This window comes from Pseudarthrobacter sp. NIBRBAC000502772 (genome assembly GCF_006517235.1).
Classification (GTDB): Bacteria; Actinomycetota; Actinomycetes; order Actinomycetales; family Micrococcaceae; genus Arthrobacter.
This window is the reverse complement of the sequence record NZ_CP041188.1, coordinates 3819420-3839186: the sequence shown is the minus strand read 5'-3', so window position 1 is coordinate 3839186 and position 19767 is coordinate 3819420. Positions and strand designations below refer to the sequence as shown.

At 66.2% G+C, this 19767-nt stretch carries 14 protein-coding genes; 13 read left to right on the top strand and 1 reads right to left on the bottom strand.

The window, feature by feature from the left end; genetic code table 11:
* The first annotated feature begins 58 nt into the window (after nt 1-58).
* From NIBR502772_RS17730 to NIBR502772_RS17700, 7 genes are all read left to right on the top strand, one after another.
* Entirely contained in the window at nt 59-1582 is a 1524-nt protein-coding gene (locus NIBR502772_RS17730; RefSeq protein WP_141141165.1) for an ATP-dependent DNA ligase, read from the top strand.
* Between the two features lie 203 nt (nt 1583-1785).
* Complete coding sequence (locus tag NIBR502772_RS17725; RefSeq protein ID WP_141141164.1) at nt 1786-3438, top strand: response regulator transcription factor; 1653 nt, start codon at nt 1786-1788, stop codon at nt 3436-3438.
* 110 nt (nt 3439-3548) lie between these two features.
* On the top strand, nt 3549-3887 hold the full coding sequence (locus tag NIBR502772_RS17720; RefSeq protein WP_104062570.1) for a hypothetical protein: 339 nt from the start codon (nt 3549-3551) through the stop codon (nt 3885-3887).
* Nucleotides 3884-4993: an NAD(P)/FAD-dependent oxidoreductase gene (locus NIBR502772_RS17715; protein WP_141141163.1), complete on the top strand. Its 1110-nt coding sequence runs from the start codon at nt 3884-3886 to the stop codon at nt 4991-4993. The genes NIBR502772_RS17720 and NIBR502772_RS17715 overlap by 4 nt, the downstream gene beginning before the upstream one ends.
* A 127-nt stretch (nt 4994-5120) precedes the next feature.
* Nucleotides 5121-7163 (top strand): acyltransferase family protein, encoded by a 2043-nt coding sequence (locus NIBR502772_RS17710; protein WP_246848825.1) that lies wholly within the window; start codon nt 5121-5123, stop codon nt 7161-7163.
* A 222-nt stretch (nt 7164-7385) separates the two neighbouring features.
* Nucleotides 7386-8897 carry an IMP dehydrogenase gene (gene guaB, locus NIBR502772_RS17705; protein WP_104062565.1) on the top strand — a complete coding sequence of 504 codons (1512 nt, stop codon included), beginning with the start codon at nt 7386-7388 and terminating at the stop codon, nt 8895-8897.
* A gap of 17 nt (nt 8898-8914) precedes the next feature.
* Nucleotides 8915-10774 (top strand): ABC transporter ATP-binding protein, encoded by a 1860-nt coding sequence (locus NIBR502772_RS17700; RefSeq protein ID WP_141141161.1) that lies wholly within the window; start codon nt 8915-8917, stop codon nt 10772-10774.
* A gap of 94 nt (nt 10775-10868) precedes the next feature.
* Here the strand turns inward: NIBR502772_RS17700 and NIBR502772_RS17695 are convergent, their stop codons facing one another.
* Nucleotides 10869-12788 (bottom strand): S8 family peptidase, encoded by a 1920-nt coding sequence (locus tag NIBR502772_RS17695; protein ID WP_141141160.1) that lies wholly within the window; start codon nt 12786-12788, stop codon nt 10869-10871.
* 222 nt (nt 12789-13010) lie between these two features.
* Between NIBR502772_RS17695 and NIBR502772_RS17690 the strand changes: the two genes are divergently transcribed.
* The 6 genes from NIBR502772_RS17690 (at nt 13011) to guaA (ending at nt 19650) form a co-directional block, all read left to right on the top strand.
* Nucleotides 13011-14147 carry a GuaB3 family IMP dehydrogenase-related protein gene (locus NIBR502772_RS17690; RefSeq protein ID WP_104062562.1) on the top strand — a complete coding sequence of 379 codons (1137 nt, stop codon included), beginning with the start codon at nt 13011-13013 and terminating at the stop codon, nt 14145-14147.
* Nucleotides 14148-14275: 128 nt separating this feature from the next.
* Nucleotides 14276-16015 carry a glycerol-3-phosphate dehydrogenase/oxidase gene (locus NIBR502772_RS17685; RefSeq protein WP_104062561.1) on the top strand — a complete coding sequence of 580 codons (1740 nt, stop codon included), beginning with the start codon at nt 14276-14278 and terminating at the stop codon, nt 16013-16015.
* 45 nt (nt 16016-16060) lie between these two features.
* Nucleotides 16061-16549, top strand: a complete 489-nt coding sequence (locus NIBR502772_RS17680) for a PTS sugar transporter subunit IIA (protein WP_141141159.1) — start codon at nt 16061-16063, stop codon at nt 16547-16549.
* 59 nt (nt 16550-16608) lie between these two features.
* Nucleotides 16609-17463 (top strand): SURF1 family protein, encoded by an 855-nt coding sequence (locus NIBR502772_RS17675; RefSeq protein ID WP_141141158.1) that lies wholly within the window; start codon nt 16609-16611, stop codon nt 17461-17463.
* Nucleotides 17460-17960: a DUF3817 domain-containing protein gene (locus NIBR502772_RS17670; protein ID WP_141141157.1), complete on the top strand. Its 501-nt coding sequence runs from the start codon at nt 17460-17462 to the stop codon at nt 17958-17960. Before NIBR502772_RS17675 ends, NIBR502772_RS17670 begins: the two co-directional genes overlap by 4 nt.
* A 100-nt stretch (nt 17961-18060) precedes the next feature.
* Nucleotides 18061-19650 (top strand): glutamine-hydrolyzing GMP synthase, encoded by a 1590-nt coding sequence (guaA, locus tag NIBR502772_RS17665; RefSeq protein ID WP_141141156.1) that lies wholly within the window; start codon nt 18061-18063, stop codon nt 19648-19650.
* Nucleotides 19651-19767: the final 117 nt, after the last annotated feature.

The following is a 19767-nucleotide window of genomic DNA, read 5'->3' as shown; positions in this document are numbered from 1 at the left end:
CCGGTGCTGTCCAGCGTTCTTCACTGTCCGGCGTCGGCGGGCGTGGCAGACTGATGCCATGCTGCTAGACGAGCTCGTGAAAACCACGGATGCCGTCGCGTCGACCCGCTCCCGACTCGCGAAGATCGACGCACTGGCCGATCTGCTGCGCCGGCTCGAGCCCGTGGACATCGCGGCGGCCGTCGGCCTGCTCATCGCCAGGCCGCGACAGGGCCGTGTTGGGATCGGCTGGCGCGGCATGACAGCAGCCATGGGGAAGCCGGCCGCCGAACCGAACCTGACTGTCGCCGACCTCGACGCTGCGTTGGATCGGCTGCTCGTCACCGCAGGCGCAGGATCAGCCGCGGAGCGCGCCGCGACCCTCCGGTTGCTCACGGCGGCAGCCACCGAGCGCGAGCAGGCTTTCATCGCCGGCGTGCTGCTCGGTGAACTGCGTACCGGTGCGCTTGAGGGGGTGCTGACGGATGCCGTTGCCCGCGCCGCCGATCGGCCCGTCGACGCCGTACGCCGCGCGGCGATGCTCTCCGGCGATCTCGGCGGGACCGCCCTGCTTGCGATCACGGGAACGGCGGCCGAGCTTGACGCTGTCGGCCTCGTCATCGGCCGTCCCGTGCAGCCCATGCTCGCCGCGACCGCGGCCAGTGCCAGCGCGGCGCTGGAGGCCACGGGGGAGGCATCCGTGGAATACAAGCTCGACGGCGCGCGCATCCAGGTGCACCGCGTCGGCAACGATGTGCGCATCTACACCCGCACCCTGGCCGAGGTGACCCACCGGCTGCCCGAGGTGGTGCAAGTTGTGCGAGGGCTGCCGGTGCGCGATGTAATCCTCGACGGCGAGACCCTCGCCCTCGACGAGGACGGCGGGCCGAGACCGTTCCAGGAGACCATGTCGCGGTTTGGGGCGGATGCGGCGCGCGCTACCGTGCTGCATCCGTGGTTCTTCGACGTGCTGCACATCGACGGGCGCGACCTGCTCGACGAACCGCTGGCGACGCGCATCGGCGTGCTCGAGCGGATCGCCCCCGAGTACCGGATACCGGGAGAGATCACGGCGGATGCGGCCGTTGCTGAGCGGGTCTCGCGCGATGCGCTGGCCGCGGGCCATGAGGGTGTGGTGGTGAAGGCGGTCGGATCGGCCTACGTGGCCGGCCGGCGTGGTTCCAACTGGATCAAGGTAAAGCCGGTGCTCACCTACGACCTGGTGGTGCTCGCGTGCGAGTGGGGGTCAGGACGGCGGACCGGGTTCCTGTCGAACCTGCACCTGGGAGCCCTCGACCCGGCCGGCGAGTTCGGCGAACCCGGCGGCTACGTGATGGTGGGCAAGACTTTCAAAGGCATTACCGATGTGCTGCTGCGCTGGCAGACCGAGAGGTTTCAGGAGCTGGAGGTGCGGAGAACGGCGGGCACCGTCTGGGTCGAGCCCGTCACCGTTGTGGAGATCGCGATCGACGGCGTGCAGCAGTCCTCGCGCTATCCCGGCGGAATCGCCCTTCGGTTCGCACGCGTCAAGCGCTACCGCGACGACAAGACGGCGGCGGAGGCAGACACCATTCAGACGCTGCGCGCGCTGCTGCGTCCGTAGCCGGAGGACGAGGAATCCTTCCGGCCGGCCGCATTCGACGCGCCGGAGGTTACACCGGGATCAGGGCCGCGAGGCACCTGCCGCCCTCCCTGTTGTGCCGGGAATGCCGCGGGCGTACCGTGGCGCTTAATACGAACCCGTCCGGTGGTTGTCAGGGGCCAGGCAGGCCGGCCGCGGGCGGACTGGATCCGGAAGGAGGCCAGATGTCGGCTGGGACGGTCCTTGAGCTGGGCCGGTCAGCGTTCCGCGAGCAGCGCTGGACCGATGCCTACGAGAACTTCCGTAATGCCGACCAGCGCGGCGGACTGGCGGCAACGGACTTGGAGCTGCTGGCGACCGCAGAAATCCTCGCGGGCAACACCACCGCCGGCCTCGATTCCCTGACCCGCGCCCACGAGGAATTCCTGGGGGTGGGCGATGTCGCGGGCGCTGCCCGGTGTGCCGCTTGGCTGGGCATGCAGCTGATGAACGTGGGCGAGGAGTCCCAGGCCGGCGGCTGGTTCGCCCGCGGCCAGAGGCTGGTCGAAGAACTCAGTGAGCCAAACGCAGTGCAAGGCCTCCTGCTCGTCCCGCTGGGCCTGGGGAAGCTCTACGGCGGTGACCCCGCAGGTGCCCTGCAGGTCTTCTCCCAGGTTGCGGACTTTGGCCAACGGTTCCAGGACAGGGACGTTGCCGCGCTGGGCCTCCTGGGCTCGGGCCAGGCGACGCTGATGCTGGGGCGTGCAGAAGAGGGCCTCAGGATGTTCGACGAGGTCATGGTGGCCGTGACGGCGGGCGAGCTGTCCCCCGTCCCGTCCGGAATTATCTATTGTGCTGTGATCGGCAACTGCCATCTGGTCTTTGACCTTCGGAGGGCGCTGGAATGGACCGCGGCTCTTGACCGTCGCTGCCGCGACCAACCCAGCCTGGTGGCCTTCAGCGGCCAGTGCCAGTCCCACCGGGCCCAACTTTTCCGCCTTCACGGAGCGTGGACTGAAGCGCTTGAGGCGGCAGCAGCCGCACAGGGGCTGTCTACCAGGGGGGACCCGCAGGCGCTCTACGGAGGCTATTACGAACAGGGTGACATCCAGCGGCTCACCGGCAAGCTGGACGGCGCCGAGGCTTCCTACCGGCAGGCCGCCCGGAGCGGCTACGAGCCGCAACCGGGCCTTGCCCTCCTGGCCCTGGCCCGCGGAGACGTGCGCCAGGCGCAGCAGATGATCCGCCGGGCGGCAGGCGGTGCTGACGCGGCCACCCGCTGGAACCTGTTGCCCGCCGTGGTGGAAATCGAGCTTGCCGTGCCAGACCTGGACGCTGCACGTCGTGGCGCTGACGGGCTCGCGGATTTTGCCCGGCAGTCACCACGGCCCATGGTCCAGGCCGTTGCCTGCCAGGCGGACGGCGCAGTCCGCCTGGCCGCAGGTGACGCAACGGGCGCGTCGGAGTCCCTGCGCCGGGCCTGGAGGCTCTGGCAGGAGCTTGGCGTTCCGTACGAAGCGGCACGCTGCCAGGCGCTGGCCGGCCGTGCCTGCCGTGCGCTGGGCGATGAGGCCTCCGCGCAGATGTACCTGGAGGCAGCCCACCATGCGTTCCTGGAACTTGGCGCCGCCCCGGCAGCAGCGTGGGCGGCGTCGCTGCTTCACGAAGGCATGGTGGAGCGCGAGGCCACGCGGGTCGCGGCGGAGCCCCTCACCCGGCGCGAGGCAGAAATCCTCCAGTTCGTGGCAACAGGCAAAAGTAACCGGGCCATCGCGGATGAGCTGTACCTGAGCGAAAAGACCGTTGCACGGCATATCAGCAACATCTTCCTGAAACTGGGCCTGACGTCCCGGGCAGCCGCCACGAGCTACGCCTACGAACACGGGCTCGCAGGCTGACGGCCCACATAGGACCGTCCTGACTACATAGAATTACCCAGCCGCGCGGTGACTGAAGTTGCATATATTGGCCGACGCGGCCGGCAAGGGCACGGCCATAGCCTCAAAGCATGAACCTTCCAGTACTTGCCGGCACACTTTCCACCGTGCTGTTCGCCGTGGGAATGCTGCCGATGCTGGTCAAAGCGGCACGGACCAAGGACCTGGCTTCCTACAGCCTCAGCAACCTGATGCTGACCAACGTGGCCAACGCGGTCCACTCCGTGTACGTTTTCAACCTCCCCGCCGGACCCATCTGGGCCCTGCACCTGGCCTACCTTCTGGCATCCGCGCTGATGCTGGCATGGTGGCTCCGGTACCGGGACGACGGACAGGACAGCCGGGCGGACCAGCCCCCGGAAGGCTCAGCCATCACCATCCCCTCGGATATCAAAGGAGAACAGCCATGAACAACAACGGTGTGACCGGAACGCTGGACACGCTGATCATCGGTGGCGGGCAAGCAGGTCTAGCCCTGGGCCACTACCTGAAAGAGCAGAACCGGACGTTCCTCATCCTGGACGCACATCCAAGAACCGGCGACGCCTGGCGCCAGCGTTGGGATTCGCTGCGGGTATTTACGCCCGCAAAATACGACGGACTGCCGGGAATGCCGTTCCCGGCGGACCCGCTGTCCTTCCCGAGCAAGGATGACGTTGCCGGATACCTTGAGGGCTACGCCGCAAAGTTCGACCTGCCCGTCCTCAACAGTGTGCGGATCGAACACCTGTGGCGGGACGGGAACCGGTTTGTCGCCGCTTCCAACGGCCGGCGCTGGGAGGCGCACAACGTGGTGGTGGCCACCGGCTGCAGCCAAGCGCCGAAGATACCGGACTTCGCTGCGGAACTGGACCCCGCCGTCGTCCAGTTCCATTCCAGTGAATACCGCAACCTGGGGCAATTGCAGGAAGGCCCCGTCCTGGTAGTAGGGCTGGGGAACTCGGGAGCGGAAATTGGCCTTGAAGTGTCCCGGACGCATCCCACCATCGTGGCCGGCAAGCCCGGCGGTGAGATTCCCGTCAAGCACGGACGCGCGGCGGCCCGGTACTTCCTGCCCGTGGTGCGGTTCGTCGGACTCCACGTCCTTACCCTCAGCAACCCGATCGGCCGCAAAGCGGCACCGTCCTTCAAAGTACACGCCGCGCCCCTGATCAGGACGAAGTCGAAGGACCTGGCCGCCGCAGGCGTCCGGCTTGTGCCGCGGATTGCCGGGGTGGAGAACGGGCTGCCGGTCCTCGCGGACGGGACCCGGCTGGAAGTTTCAAACGTGATCTGGTGCACCGGGTTCCGGGATGACTTCGGCTGGATGGATCCGGTAATGCTCGACGGCGGCGCGCTGCCCAGGCAGCGGCGCGGTGTGGCACTTGATACCCCTGGGCTGTTCTTCCTGGGCCAGGAATTCATGTACGCGGCGGTGTCCGCAACTCTCCCCGGAGCAAGCCGCGATGCCCGCTACCTGGCCGGCAGGATCCCGGTGGCTTCGGCCCTCAGCGAATCTGTCCGCGCGGCCACCTGAGGTGCCGCCCGGGACAGGATCCTGATTGGCCATCGGCCGTGCGGCTCCGTAGGGTTGATGCTTTGCTTACCGCTTGGAGAGGTCCTCTGTGTCCAGTGCACCAGCCGAGGCTGCTCCGCGCACTGCGCTGGACGCAAAGACCGGCGAGCGGAAGCCTGCCAGGAAACCGACCTTCCGTCCCGAAGTCCAAGGCCTCCGCGCGCTCGCCGTCCTGATGGTTGTGACCTACCATGTGTGGCTTGGCCGGGTGTCCGGCGGGGTGGATATCTTTCTCCTGATCTCGGCCTTCCTGCTGACGCTGTCCTTCGTCCGGAAGGTGGAGGCCGGCGCGTCCCTGAATCTCCTCCGCCACTGGCTGCACCTCTTCAAGCGGCTGTTGCCGGCCGCCGTCGTTGTCATCCTCGGGGTCCTGGCAGGCACCTGGCTGGTCCTCCCGCAAGGCCGCTGGCCCGTCATCCTGGACCAGGCCTGGGCGGCATTGCTGTACCGGCAGAACTGGCTGCTGGCGGATACCGCCGTGGATTACTACGCCCAGCAGCATGCCGCGGCGAGCCCCCTGCAGCACTTCTGGTCCTTGTCCATCCAAGGACAGGTCTTTATCCTGTGGCCTCTCGTCTTCGCCGCTTCCGCTGTTGTGTGGCGGCTCCTCCGGCACCGTTACAACGCCAGCTACCGCGCCGTGGTGGCAGCCGCGTTCGCCGGCGTCCTCGTTGCCTCGCTCGCGTTCTCGATTGACCAGACGGCCACAAACCAGGCCTACGCCTACTTCGACACCCGGACGCGGCTCTGGGAATTTGCGCTGGGCTCGCTGTTGGCCCTTGCCCTGCCGTACCTGAAGCCCGGAAAACTCCTGCGTGTGGTGCTCGGCTGGGCCGGCCTGGTGGCCATGGTCTCCTGTGGTCTGCTGCTGACCGTGGACCGGGCGTTCCCTGGGTTCGTGGCACTGTGGCCCACACTGGCTGCCGCCGCGATCATTGTGGCCGGGCAGAGCGGGAGCCGGTTTGGTGTGGACCGCCTCCTGGGCTGGAAGCCGCTGGTTTCCCTGGGTGACAACTCCTACGCCCTCTATTTGTGGCACTGGCCCGTCCTGGTGCTGGCGCTGGCCGCTACCGGCGTTGAGGCCCCCACTCTCATCCAGGGCGCCGCGATCATCGCCGCCTCGGTGGTCCTGGCCGTCCTTACCACCCGCTTTGTGGAAAAGCCCCTCCGGGAATGGCGCTGGCCGCAGGTGCGCACCTGGCGCACCGCCGTCGTCGTGGTTGCCTGCTGCGCCCTGCTGGCCGGACCCGTGGCGGTCTTGCAGACGAGCCTCACCGCGGAGGAAGCCGCCACCGCCGCCCAGCCCCGCGAGCTGGCGCCGGGAGCGGCCCTGCTGACCCCGGGTAACGCCGGAACACCGGCACCGCAGGGCAGGATCATTCCTGGTCCCACCGCCCTGGACAACGACTGGGCCGGAATCCACCAGGCCTGTACGGGAGCGAATGCCACCGGGGACCCTGTCCTTGAAGGCTGCCGGCAGGCGCTCCCCGAAGGCGAACCCACCAAACGGATCGTTGTGCTGGGCGATTCCCATGCCCAGCAGTATCTGGCCGCCTTGGCACCCATCGCGGAAACCCGCGGCTGGGAGCTGGTCACCCTGCTGATGCCGGCCTGCCGGTTCGGCGCCGAATCCGAGACCCGGACTGCCGAATGCAACGCCTACAACCGGGCCAGCGCAGCGTACGTGCTGGAGCACCGGCCGGATGCCGTCTTCACCGTGGCCACCCTGACCCATGAGGAAGCCCCGTTCGAGACCGAGGTGCCGGCCTACCTCGAAGGCATCCAGCCCATCGCGGATGCCGGCATCGAGATCGTCGGCATCCGGGACAACCCGCGCTTCACCATCAACATGCCCGAGTGCGTCCAGCGCCACAGGGCGGACGCCCCGGCCTGCAACCCGCCGCTGAACGAATCCCTGGTGGAGCCGTCACCTCTGGAGAGTTACCGCGGGAAGGTGGACGGGCTGCACCTGATGGACCTGAGCGACTTCATCTGCGCCGGCGGCATCTGCCCGGCCGTGGTAGGCAACGTCTACGTGTACAAGGACGACAACCACCTGAGCCGGACGTATGTGGAAAGCATGATTCCCATGTTTGAGGAGCGGCTGCTTTCGGCGACGGGCTGGAACTGACACGCGGCTTTCGGTTATTGGGTGCCGTTGCTCACAATGTGCTCGCGGAATAGGGGGATCGGCGTGGAGGTTCTAATATTTACTCAAAGCTTTCTGCGCGGTGACCGCGCATGAGGCACGCGAATGTACTAAGGCCCTGCACGGACCAGTCCCGTAATGACGGGCTGGTCATTAGCTGCAACCCCTACCCGTGAACCCGTAACCAAGGTAAGAGGCGCACTCATGACCCAGCCCGAGCACAATCCTTTCGGCTTCATCGGCCTGACCTACGACGACGTCCTGCTCCTTCCGGGCCACACGGACGTCATCCCGTCTGAGGCTGACACGTCTTCGCGGATTTCCAAGCGGATCACCGTTCACACACCGCTGCTGTCCGCCGCCATGGACACGGTCACCGAATCCCGGATGGCGATTGCCATGGCACGCCAGGGCGGCCTGGGTGTCATCCACCGAAACCTGTCCATCCAGGACCAGGCGGATCAGGTGGACCGCGTAAAGCGCAGCGAATCCGGGATGATCACCAACCCGCTGACCATCGGCCCTGAGGCCACGCTCGCGGAGCTCGATGAGATCTGTTCGCAGTACCGGGTCTCCGGCCTCCCCGTTGTGGACGAGGGCATGCGGCTCCTCGGTATTGTCACCAACCGCGACACCCGCTTTGTGCCCGAAGCCGACTTCCCGCTGCGGCTGGTCAGCGACGTAATGACCAAGATGCCGCTGATCACCGGGCATGTTGGCATCAGCCGTGAGGAAGCCTCCCACAAGCTGGCCACGAACAAGATCGAAAAGCTTCCGCTCGTTGACGAGCAGGGCCGGCTCAAGGGCCTTATCACCACCAAGGACTTCACCAAGGCCGAGCAGTACCCACTGGCCACCAAGGATGACGAGGGCAGGCTCCGCGTCGGTGCAGCCATCGGCTTCTTCGGTGACGGCTGGGAGCGCGCCATGGCACTGGTGGACGCCGGCGTCGACGCACTGTTCGTTGACACGGCCAACGGCCACTCCCAGGGTGTGCTGGACATGATCCGCCGCCTGAAGTCCGATCCCGTAGCAGCGCACGTGGACATCATCGGCGGCCAGGCCGCCACCCGCGAAGGCGCCCAGGCACTGATCGACGCCGGTGCCGACGGCATCAAGGTGGGCGTCGGCCCCGGCTCCATCTGCACCACCCGCGTGGTGGCCGGCGTGGGCGTCCCGCAGATCACCGCCATTTACGAGTCCGCCAAGGCAGCCATCCCGGCCGGCGTGCCGTTGATCGCCGACGGCGGCCTGCAGTACTCGGGCGACATCGGCAAGGCGCTGGTCGCGGGCGCCGACACCGTCATGCTGGGTTCCCTCCTGGCCGGTTGCGATGAGTCCCCGGGCGAGCTCATCTTCGTCAACGGCAAGCAGTTCAAGAGCTACCGCGGCATGGGCTCGCTGGGCGCCATGCAGTCCCGCGGCAAGAACACGTCCTACTCTAAAGACCGTTACTTCCAGGCGGATGTCTCCGGTGATGACAAGCTCATCCCCGAGGGCATCGAAGGCCGCGTCGCCTACCGCGGCCCGCTCGCCTCGGTGGCGTACCAGCTGGTGGGCGGCCTCCGCCAGACCATGTTCTACACCGGTGCGCCCACCATTCCGGAGCTCAAGGTCCGCGGCAAGTTCGTCCGCATCACCCCGGCCGGCCTCAAGGAATCACACCCGCACGACATCCAGATGACCGTGGAGGCCCCGAACTACGGTTCGCGCTAGTCCCCGGCGTTGGAGCCATGTCCCAACCACGCCATCCCGCCGAACTGAACCCAAAAAAGGACCCTCAGCGGCGGTTGGCGCTGCGGCCCTACGCCCGGGCCGTGGCGCAGGTGCTGCGGGTCAGCTTCCGGGCCTCGCCGGCCGCCGTCGTCATGAAAGTAATCGGTTCGCTCATTTCGGCGACGCTGCCTTTGGTGACCACGTACTTCGCAGCGCTGACCACCACGGCGCTGGCGGCCGCCTACGCCGGTGATTCCGCAGCAGGCCAACAGGCCATTGTGTACGTCATCATCACGGCTGCCCTCGGGCTACTCTGGGGCGGCTTCAGCAGCGTGGACCGCTACATCCAGCAGCTCATGAGCTTCAAGGTGGGCGCCATCGTGGGCGACCAGATGTACGAGCGCTTCCTGGCGCTGGAGTTCTGGCGCTATGACGATAAGCAAACCGTGGACCTCTACGACCGGGCCAAACGGTTTTCCGATTCCTATGCCCGCGTGCTGGACAGGATCGCGGCCATCTTCACCCAGTTGGTCTCCGTGATCCTGGCCGTGGGGGCCCTGCTGCTGGTCAGCTGGTGGATCGCCGTGATCGTCCTGGTGGCGATTGTGCCCAGCGTCTACCTCCAGTTCAAGCTCTCGCGCGAACAGATCGCCCACTGGAACACCCAGGTGGACTCCCGCCGGCAACGGCGGATGATCGAAACCAACCTGCTCCGCCCCCAGCACATCGCCGAAATGCGGCTCTACGGGATCGTGGGCTACCTGATGGACCTCCGCTCCCGGCTGCGGGATGCTGATGAGCGGCGCCGCCTGGACTTCCAGAAGCGCTACATCCCCAAGCAGCTCGCCGCCGACGCCCTGCAGTACGGCGCCGAGGTGATCTCCCTGATCTGGGTGGTGGGCCAGATCATCGACCGCGCCCAGCCCGTTGGCCAGTTTCTCTATGTCCAGCAGATCGTCAGCCGCGCACTTTCCACAGCCAACAGCCTGGTGTCCTCCCTCAGCTCGATCGACGAGGATCTCGCCAACCTCAAGGACTACGAGCTGTTCATGGCAATGCCGGTGCATTCGGACCATTCACCGCCGCTGCTCCAGGCGCCCAAGACCGTGGAACTGCGGGACATCCGCTTCACCTACACGGGCGGCGACACCGAGGTGATCCGCGGCATCAGCATGACCATCCGCGAAGGCCAGCACATCGCCGTCGTAGGTGAGAACGGGGCGGGGAAATCCACGCTGATCCGGATCCTCGCCGGCCTCTACCGTCCGGATTCGGGGCAGGTAATGCTCGACGGCGTCGACCTCGCCGCCGTCGACGTTAAGTCCTGGCACCGCCACCTGGCCGTCCTGAGCCAGGAATTCCTCAAGTACGAATTCGCCACAGCTGCCGACAACATCCGCTTTGGCGATGTGGACCCGCCCCGTGACGACGAACGGATCCGCCAGGCAGCCAGCGACGCCGAAGCGCTGGAGTTCATCAACAAGCTGCCCAACGGCTTGGACAACTACGTCAGCAACTGGATGGAGGATCCGCGCGGCCGGAAGGGGAGCGGGCTCTCCGGCGGCCAGTGGCAGCGGCTCGCGATGGCCCGGAATTTCTACCGCAACGCCACCTTCATGGTCATGGACGAGCCGACGTCCGCTATCGACGCACTGGCCGAGCACCGGATCTTCACCCGGCTTTTCGCGGACCGCAGCAGCACCATCATTGCCATCAGCCACCGGCTTGCCACCATTGAAAAGGCCGACATTGTCTACATGCTCGAGGACGGGCGGATTGTGGAACAGGGCACCCACAAGGAACTGGTGGCGCTGCGGGGCCGCTACTTCAGGATGTTCGAATCCCAGCTGACGGTGGAGGAAGCCGAGGGCGTCTGACGGCGGCAGGGCCTAGGGACACGCACTCCACGCAGGAACCGCCGGCCGCGCTGCAAGGCGTGGCCGGCGGTCCCGGATTCGTGCGGCCCCCAGGCTAAGAGGTGGTCACCGCCGTGTCATCGAGGTAGAAGTACGTCCCCAGCGACGAGTCCTCAACACCCAGGAAGCGCAGGGTCACGCTCTTGCCCTTGTAGGCGGAGAGGTCCAGCTGCTTCTGCAGATAGCCGGCGGACTCGTTGAGGTTGGAGTAAGTGGCCAGCGTGGTGGTCACACCGTTGCTGACCGCCTGAACCCTCAGGGTGTCATAGGCCGCGCTGGATGTGGTCTCGTCCGACTGCACTTTCAGGTAGAAGGACAGCGACGCGGTGGCCACCGTGGACGGGACTGCAAACGCCTGGTCGAGCATGTAGGACGTTGCCTGGCCCCAGCCGTTGAGGCCGGCGAAGCCGGAACCGGTCCTGGCGTTCGTTCCGGTCTCGAACGTGTCGGCGTGGTCCGAGGTCCAGGAGGCTGCGCCCGATTCGAAGCCCGGGTTCAGCAGCAGGTTGCCGGACGGCGGGGGAGTGGCCCCGCCCAGCAGGCCCATGGTCTTGGTGGCGTCCGAGAGCCCTGTGCCGCAGCCCGTGGTGCAGCCGCCCGGCATTGCCCGGGTTCCCTGCTTGAGCGTGGACTCCACCTGGGCCGGCGTAAGCGTGGACGATTTGGACTTCATGAGTGCGGCCAGCCCGGCCACGTGCGGAGCTGCCATGGACGTTCCCTGGTAGCTGGCGTAGCCGGCGGAGCCCGGTGTGGAGGTACCGGTGTTGATAGTGGAGAGGATTCCGCCGCCTGCTACGCGGACGTCGCCGCCGGGTGCGGTCAGGTCAACCGTGGAGCCGTAGTTGGAGTAGTAGGAGAGGCTGCCGCTCGGGTTGCTGGCGGCCACGCTCACAACGCTGCTGCAGTTGGCCGGGCGGAATCCGGAAGCATCCTGGTTGCTGTTGCCGGCCGCCACCACCACGGTGGCCCCCCGCGAAACTGCGGAGTTGATGGCTGCCTGGTACGTGCTTCCGCAGGCACCGGACCCGCCCAGGCTCATGTTGATGACAGTGGCTGGATTGGCGTTGGCCGGGATGCCCGGGACGGTGCCGCCGGCCGACCAGATAATCGCATCTGCAATGTCGGACAGTGACCCGCCGCATTTGGCCAGGACGCGTACCGGAACCACTTTGGCGTTGGGTGCGACGCCCGCCACGCCGGTGGCATTGCCGGTCACGGCTGCAACGGTGCCGGCGACGTGCGTGCCGTGCCAAGAGCTGTTGCCGGCTGTCGCCTGGCCGCACTCGCCGGCGGCGTACCAGTCGCCCTGGTCCTGCGCATTCGCGTCCCGTCCGTTGCCGTCACGCGCTGCCGTGGCGTCGGAGACGAAGTCGTAGCCCGGCAGCACATTCGCGTCGAGGTCCGGATGGGCCGTGATTCCGGTGTCGATCACGGCCACCGTCACGCCGGTGCCGGTGGCAACGTCCCAAGCCCCGGGGACCCGCATGCCGTTGGTGCCCGTGAAATCCCACTGCTCGCCATAGCGTGGGTCGTTGGGCGTGAGAGCCACCGTCATACGGGCGTCAGGTTCCACGTAGTCGACCGATCCGGACGCCGCAATCTCGGCCATGAAGTCTTCGGCAGCCTGCCCGGACAGGGCCCTGTCCGCCTCGATCAGCGTTCCGCCCGTGGCCAGGGTGCGGAGTTCATGCACCTTCACGCCCTGTGACTTGGCTGCTTTGCCCCAGGCATTGGCGCGGCCGTTCGGGGTGGCGTTCGCGGTGGTCTCCTTGAATTCGACGATGAACTTCGTGTAGGCCTCTCCGGCGGCAACGTCGTGCACCGCAGTGCCTTGGACAGCGGCCGGCGCTGCTGCAGTGCCGTCACCGTCTTCGGGGGTGGCGAAGACCGGCGAACCGGTGAAGGCCAGGGTGCCGACTGCTGCGGCGAGTGACAGGGCCAGGATGCGGTGGCGCTTGATTGATGAACGTCCCATAGGGGCTTCTTTCTCGGAACGGGCACAGGTGTGGCCCGTATAAAGGGGAGTGATGGGTGGTCACGTGGTGGATCAGGTGGTAACCGAGAGTAAACATAAAGGTATTTTCAAAACTTGTAAATGGTTGACAAAACATGTCAATAAAGTGTTGACTATCAGTTTCAGGATGAGCCCAAGAGGAGGCGCCCCACCGCATCCCGCGTGGTCAAGTAAAGTGGTCACGTGACTTACGAGATCGAGATTGGCCGTGGCAAGCGTGGGCGTCGTGCCTACTCCCTGGATGACATTGCGATTGTCCCTAACCGTCGTACCCGCGACCCCAAGGACGTGTCGGTCTCCTGGCAGATCGATGCCTACAAGTTCGACATGCCCGTGATTGCAGCCCCGATGGATTCGGCCATGTCCCCTGAGACGGCCATCGCCTTGGGCCGGCTGGGCGGGCTCGGCGTGCTGGACCTTGAGGGCCTCTGGACCCGCTACGAGGACCCGCAGCCCATCCTTGACGAGATCGGCGCCCTCGAAGACGAGGTCAACAGCCCTGCGGTAACCGGCCGTATGCAGGAGCTCTACCGCGCTCCCATCCAGCCGGAACTGATCACGTCCCGCCTGGCGGAGATCCGCGCCGCCGGCGTGACGGTTGCCGGCTCGCTGACCCCGCAGCGCACCCAGGAACACTACAAGACCGTGGTGGCCGCCGGCGTCGACATCTTTGTGATCCGCGGGACCACCGTGTCAGCCGAGCACGTGTCGAAAGACCACGAACCCCTGAACCTCAAGCAGTTCATCTACGAACTGGACGTCCCCGTGATTGTGGGCGGCGCGGCCGGCTACACGCCCGCCCTGCACCTGATGCGCACCGGAGCCGCCGGCGTCCTGGTCGGCTTCGGCGGCGGAGCCACCGCCACCACGCGGCGCGCCCTGGGGATCCACTCGCCTATGGCCTCCGCCATCTCCGACGTCGCGGCCGCCCGCCGTGACTACATGGATGAATCCGGCGGACGGTACGTCCATGTAATTGCCGACGGCGGCATGGGCACCTCGGGTGACATCGTCAAGGCAATTGCCATGGGCGCCGACGCCGTGATGCTGGGCAGCGCCCTCGCCCGGGCCGAAGAGGCACCCGGCAAGGGCTGGCACTGGGGCCAGGAGGCCCACCACCTCGAACTGCCCCGCGGAGACCGCGCCAACGTCGGCACCGTCGGACCGCTCGAAGAGGTGCTCTTCGGGCCCGGCCACCACACCAACGGCACATCCAACCTGATCGGCGCACTCCGCCGTTCGATGGCGACCACCGGCTATTCGGACCTGAAGGAATTCCAGCGCGTCGACGTCGTAGTTTCTCCGTACACGGGCAACTGACAGCCCCTTACTAACAGGCGGCCGACGACCCCTGACGGGATCCCTCCCGCTGAACCCGCCCTGCCCAACTGTGCGGCAAGGAAGTACTGTGGTTTTACCACCGGCAGCAGCGGCAAGGGAGGCGTTCCGTGAACACTGTTCCAAACGAAGGCGGGGTCCTGGGGCCTGCGGCCAGGGAAGCATCGATCGCCAGGCTCAGGGCCACCTCGGAACCCGGCAACGAACTGGACATCCTGATCGTCGGCGGCGGCATCGTGGGCGCCGGTGCGGCGCTGGATGCCGTGACCCGCGGCCTCACCGTGGGGATCGTGGAGGCCAGCGACTGGGCGGCCGGCACGTCGTCACGGTCATCCAAGCTGATCCACGGCGGCCTGCGCTATCTGGAGATGCTGGATTTTGGGCTGGTTAAGGAAGCGCTGCACGAACGTGGCCTGATTCTTTCGGTCCTGGCCCCGCACCTGGCCCGGCCGGTGCCGTTCCTGTATCCGCTGACCAAACCGTTCTTCGAACGGCCCTATGTGGGGGCCGGGATCGCCCTGTATGACGCCATGTCCATTACGGGCGGGCACAGCCGCGGTGTGCCGTTCCACAAACACCTCACCAGGCGGGGCACCCTCAGGGCTGCCCCCAGCCTGAAAAAAGACGCCTTTGTGGGCTCCATCCGCTACTACGACGGCCAGGTGGATGACGCCAAGTACGTGGCAAACCTCGTCCGGACGGCGGTGCACTACGGCGCCCATGCGGTGAACCAGATGGCGGTGGTGGACTTCCTGCGTGAAGGTGAGCGCGTGGTGGGGGCCAAAGTGGTCAACCACGAAGACGGTTCGAAATTCAACATCAAAGCCAAGCAGGTCATCAACGCCACCGGCGTGTGGACCGATGAAACCCAGGCCATGGTCACCGACCGCGGGCAGCTGAAGGTCCGGGCGTCCAAGGGGATCCACTTGGTGGTGCCCCGCGACCGGTTCCAGTCCACGGTGGGTCTGATCCTGCGTACGGAAAAGTCCGTGCTCTTCGTCATTCCGTGGGGCCGGCACTGGATCATCGGCACCACAGACACCGACTGGAACCTCGACAAGGCCCACCCGGCGGCCTCCAGCAAGGACATCGACTACATCCTCGAGCACGTCAATCGGGTCCTGAAACGCCCGCTGACCAGGGAGGATGTTGAAGGCGTCTACGCCGGACTGCGTCCGCTCCTGGCAGGGGAGAACGATTCCACGGCGAAACTGTCCCGTGAACACATCGTGGCCCACCCCGTACCGGGCCTGGTGGTGGTGGCCGGCGGCAAATGGACCACCTACCGGGTTATGGCCAAGGATGCCGTGGACGAGGCCACCCGCACCATGGATGAGCGGGTCCCGGCGAGCTGCACCGAAACCATTCCGCTGCTGGGCGCCAGCGGCTTCAAGGCGGCCTGGAACCGCCGAAGCCGGACCGCTGAAGAGTCCGGCGTGCACGTGGCCCGGGTAGAGCACCTGCTCAACCGTTACGGGTCCATGACTCCGGAGGTGCTGGACATCATCGCCCGGAATCCTGAATTGGCGGAGCCGTTGCCCGGTGCTGACGACTACCTGCAGGCCGAAGCCGTCTACGCCGCAACCCACGAGGGCGCCCGGCATGTCCATGACGTCCTGACCCGGCGGACCCGCATCTCCATCGAGGCCTGGGACCGTGGCGTGTCGGCGGTGCCGGTTGTCGCTAAACTGATGGGCGAAGTCCTTGGCTGGAGCGATGTACAGCGTGAAAGCGAAATAAAGCACTACATAGCACGCGTTGAAGCTGAACGGCTGAGCCAGCAGCAGCCGGACGACGAATCCGCCGACGCCGCACGGCTGGGCGTGGAGGACATCGTCCCTTTGCGCTGAGGCGGCACCGCACACCAGCAATTCTCCTGACTGAAGGGACACGCCTTGGCGGAACCACTTGACCGGTACGATGCCGATCTCACCACCTCCGACTTGGTGATTCTGGAGTTGGAGGCAACGGACAAGTCGGACGCCGCGGCGCAACTGGCAGAACGCCTCTTCGCCGCCGGGCGGGTCACAGACCTCCCGCGGTTCCTGGAACACGTCAACGCCCGCGAACACCAGCTCGCCACCGGCCTGCCGGGCGGGATCGGCCTCCCGCACGCCCGCAGCGAATTCGTCTCGCGGACCTCCATCGCCGTGGGCATCACCAAGTACGGCCACTCCCTGGACTTCGGTGCCGCCGACGGTCCGGCCACGGTTATTCTGCTGATCGCCACTCCTGCAAGCTCGTTTTCCGATCACCTGGAAGTCCTGGCTACCCTTGCCCGGTCCCTGTCCAAGGAGTCCTTCCGGGAGTCGCTGCGGCGGGCCTACGATGCCGAAGTCATCGCCGAGCTCATCAACTCCAGCCTGGTGTTCTTCGACCACTAGGAGCCTCCGCGTACCTGGTCGTTTAGTTGTTCTACAGAGGAACGAAGTACGGTTAACACGTGTGGAAAACAGCCCTTAAGCCCCGATGGATCGCAGGCCTGGTCTTCGCGATCGCCGTCTCCGGGGTGTTTGTCCTGCTCAGCCAGTGGCAGTTCGGTCGGTCCACGCAGCCCGAAGTTGTGGTCAGTCCCGCCACCGAGGACGTCAGGATGCTGACGGAGACGCTTGAGCCCGGAGCCTTCTTCCCCGGTTCAGTGTCAGACCAGATGGTCTCCGCCGAGGGAACCTACGACCCCGCAAAACAGGTCCTGGTGCCAGGCCGCCTGAAGAATGGTGCGAACGGCTACTGGGTGGTTTCCGCCTTCGCCGTGACCGGAGCGCCCGCGCTCACCGGCGTCGCTGCTTCACCCCAGACCTGGATTCCAGTAGCCCGCGGCTGGGTGGCGGATCCCGACGACGCCGGCGCACCGCCGTCGGGCGTTGTGAACCTGACCGGACGGCTGCTGCCGTCAGAATCGCCGCTGCCGTCCACCGCACCGGAACGCGGACGCGCTTCCGCCGTGTCGGTTGCCGAACTCATCAACTACTGGGACGTCAGCATGTACCCGGGATTCGTGGCCGCAGCCTCCGAACTGGCGGCCGGGTCCGACCTGTCCGCCGCGGCAGTTGACGGCGCCCTGAAACCCCTGGAAATCGGCCCCCAGCCGCCCGCGCAGCAGGTCAACTGGCTCAATCTCTTCTACTCGCTCGAATGGGTGGTGTTCGCCGGCTTCGCCCTGTTTATCTGGTGGCGCCTGGTCAAGGACGACTACCGGCGGGACCTCGAAGAGGAACACGACGACGACCAGGATGCTCCGCCCGCACCGCCCACCCCGGCAACTTCTGAACAGCTCCAACAAAAGGTAAAGCCATGATCGAACCGAAACCGGCCGTCCAGCAGGATTCTGCGCAGGGCAAGGGCAAGAAGCGCCGCTTCGGCGGTACCGAACGGCAGATCCGTTCCGCCCTGAAGTTCTACAAGGTGCTGGCGTACCTCACAGGTGCCATGCTGCTGCTGCTCTGCGCCGAACTCATCGCACGTTACGCCTTTGGCCAGTACCTGTTTGCCGGCGGCAGCAACGCCGTCACGGGCCAGCCGTTCGGCCTGGGATTCGCCGACGCCGAACCCAAGGGGGTGGTGGGCGGCGCGAACATCTCCGTCGCCGTGCTGATCGTCCACGGCTGGATGTACGTGGTGTACCTGATCTCCAACTTCCGCCTCTGGACGCTGATGCGGTGGCCGTTCATGAAGCTCATCCTCCTGGCCCTGGGCGGCGTGGTGCCGTTCCTGTCCTTCGTGGTGGAGAAGAAGTTGCACGCCGAGGTGGAAGCCGAACTGGCCACGAACCCGCAGGCCGCGCAGCGGTACTGAACGCTGCAGCGGTGGGGGAGTCCCGCCCTCGGACGTTCACTGCGTCACACCCACGGTCCTGAATGTGCGGCGGGGCAACCGCGCAAAGTAGGCTAGTACGGTGACTACTCCCACTGCATCCCAGACTTCCCAGAAGCCGGTGCTGGTTGTTGACTACGGTGCCCAGTACGCGCAGCTGATTGCCCGCCGCGTCCGGGAAGCGAATGTGTATTCGGAAGTGGTTCCGCATACCTTCACCACCGAGCAGCTCCTGGCCAAGGACCCCGCCGCCATCATCCTTTCCGGTGGCCCCTCCAGTGTTTACGCGGACGGGGCACCCTCCGTCGGCGCCGACCTCTTTGAGGCCGGAATCCCGGTCTTCGGCATCTGCTACGGCTTCCAGGCCATGGCCAACGCGCTGGGCGGAAAGGTCGACAAGACCGGCCTGCGCGAGTACGGCTCCACCCAGACCACCATCCTCGGCGAGGGCCGCTCTGTCCTTGAGGGGATGCCGCAGCACCAGAACACCTGGATGAGCCACGGCGACTCCGTACACGAGGCGCCCGAAGGCTTCGAAGTGCTGGCGACGACGGCTGGCGCGGAAGTGGCTGCCTTCGCCAACGAAGAGAAGGCCCTCTACGGCGTGCAGTGGCACCCCGAGGTCAAGCACTCGGCCTATGGCCAGCAGGTGCTGGAAAACTTCCTGTTCAAGGGCGCAAAGCTGGAGCCCAACTGGACCACGGGGAACATCCTCGAGGAGCAGGTGAACCGGATCCGTCAGCAGATCGGCGACGCCCGGGTTATCTGCGGGCTCTCCGGCGGCGTTGACTCCGCCGTTGCAGCGGCGCTCGTCCAGCGGGCCGTCGGCGACCAGCTGACCTGTGTGTTCGTAGACCACGGCCTGCTGCGCGAAGGCGAAGCCGAGCAGGTGGAACGCGACTTCGTTGCTGCCACGGGCGTCAAGCTGTATGTAGCCAACGAGCAGGAGCGCTTCCTGTCCGCCCTGGCCGGCGTCAGCGATCCGGAAACCAAGCGCAAGATCATCGGCCGCGAGTTCATCCGCGCGTTCGAAGAGGCCGAGCTGGCCATCATCGCCGAGGCCGCGGCCCATGGCGAGAAGATCAAGTTCCTGGTCCAGGGCACGCTGTACCCGGACGTCGTCGAATCCGGCGGCGGCGAAGGTGCTGCGAACATCAAGAGCCACCACAATGTCGGTGGCCTTCCCGAGGACCTGCAGTTCGAACTGGTGGAACCGCTCCGGGCACTGTTCAAGGACGAGGTCCGCGCCGTCGGTGCCCAGCTGGGCCTGCCGCAGGAAATCGTGGGCCGCCAGCCGTTCCCCGGCCCCGGCCTGGGAATCCGCATCGTCGGCGACATCACGCAGGAACGCCTGGACCTGCTCCGCAAGGCGGACGCCATCGCGCGTGCCGAGCTGACCGCGGCCGGGCTGGACAACGAGGTGTGGCAGATGCCTGTGGTCCTGCTGGCCGACGTCCGCAGTGTGGGCGTCATGGGTGACGGCCGCACATACGGCCACCCGATTGTGCTCCGCCCCGTTTCGTCCGAGGACGCCATGACGGCGGACTGGTCCCGCCTGCCGTACGATCTCCTTGCCCGGATTTCGAACAGGATCACCAATGAGGTGGAAGGCGTAAACCGGGTGGTGCTGGACGTGACCAGCAAGCCGCCGGGAACCATCGAGTGGGAATAACAGTGTGAGTGGCCGGTCTCCGTCAGCGGAGGCCGGCCATTGCTGTCATCCGTTGAAATCCGCCGCAATTTGGCCTGATCCAGTGTTGCGGTCTCTCATCCCGGCTCCTTTGCGGCT

Excerpts from the sequence above, each read along its gene's own strand:
- NIBR502772_RS17730 (WP_141141165.1), top strand. The coding sequence starts at position 59 with ATGCTGCTAGACGAGCTCGTGAAAACCACGGATGCCGTCGCGTCGACC.
- NIBR502772_RS17700 (WP_141141161.1), top strand. The coding sequence starts at position 8,915 with ATGTCCCAACCACGCCATCCCGCCGAACTGAACCCAAAAAAGGACCCT.
- NIBR502772_RS17695 (WP_141141160.1), bottom strand. The coding sequence starts at position 12,788 with ATGGGACGTTCATCAATCAAGCGCCACCGCATCCTGGCCCTGTCACTC.
- NIBR502772_RS17670 (WP_141141157.1), top strand. The coding sequence starts at position 17,460 with ATGATCGAACCGAAACCGGCCGTCCAGCAGGATTCTGCGCAGGGCAAG.
- NIBR502772_RS17715 (WP_141141163.1), top strand. The coding sequence starts at position 3,884 with ATGAACAACAACGGTGTGACCGGAACGCTGGACACGCTGATCATCGGT.
- guaB (WP_104062565.1), top strand. The coding sequence starts at position 7,386 with ATGACCCAGCCCGAGCACAATCCTTTCGGCTTCATCGGCCTGACCTAC.
- NIBR502772_RS17720 (WP_104062570.1), top strand. The coding sequence starts at position 3,549 with ATGAACCTTCCAGTACTTGCCGGCACACTTTCCACCGTGCTGTTCGCC.
- NIBR502772_RS17725 (WP_141141164.1), top strand. The coding sequence starts at position 1,786 with ATGTCGGCTGGGACGGTCCTTGAGCTGGGCCGGTCAGCGTTCCGCGAG.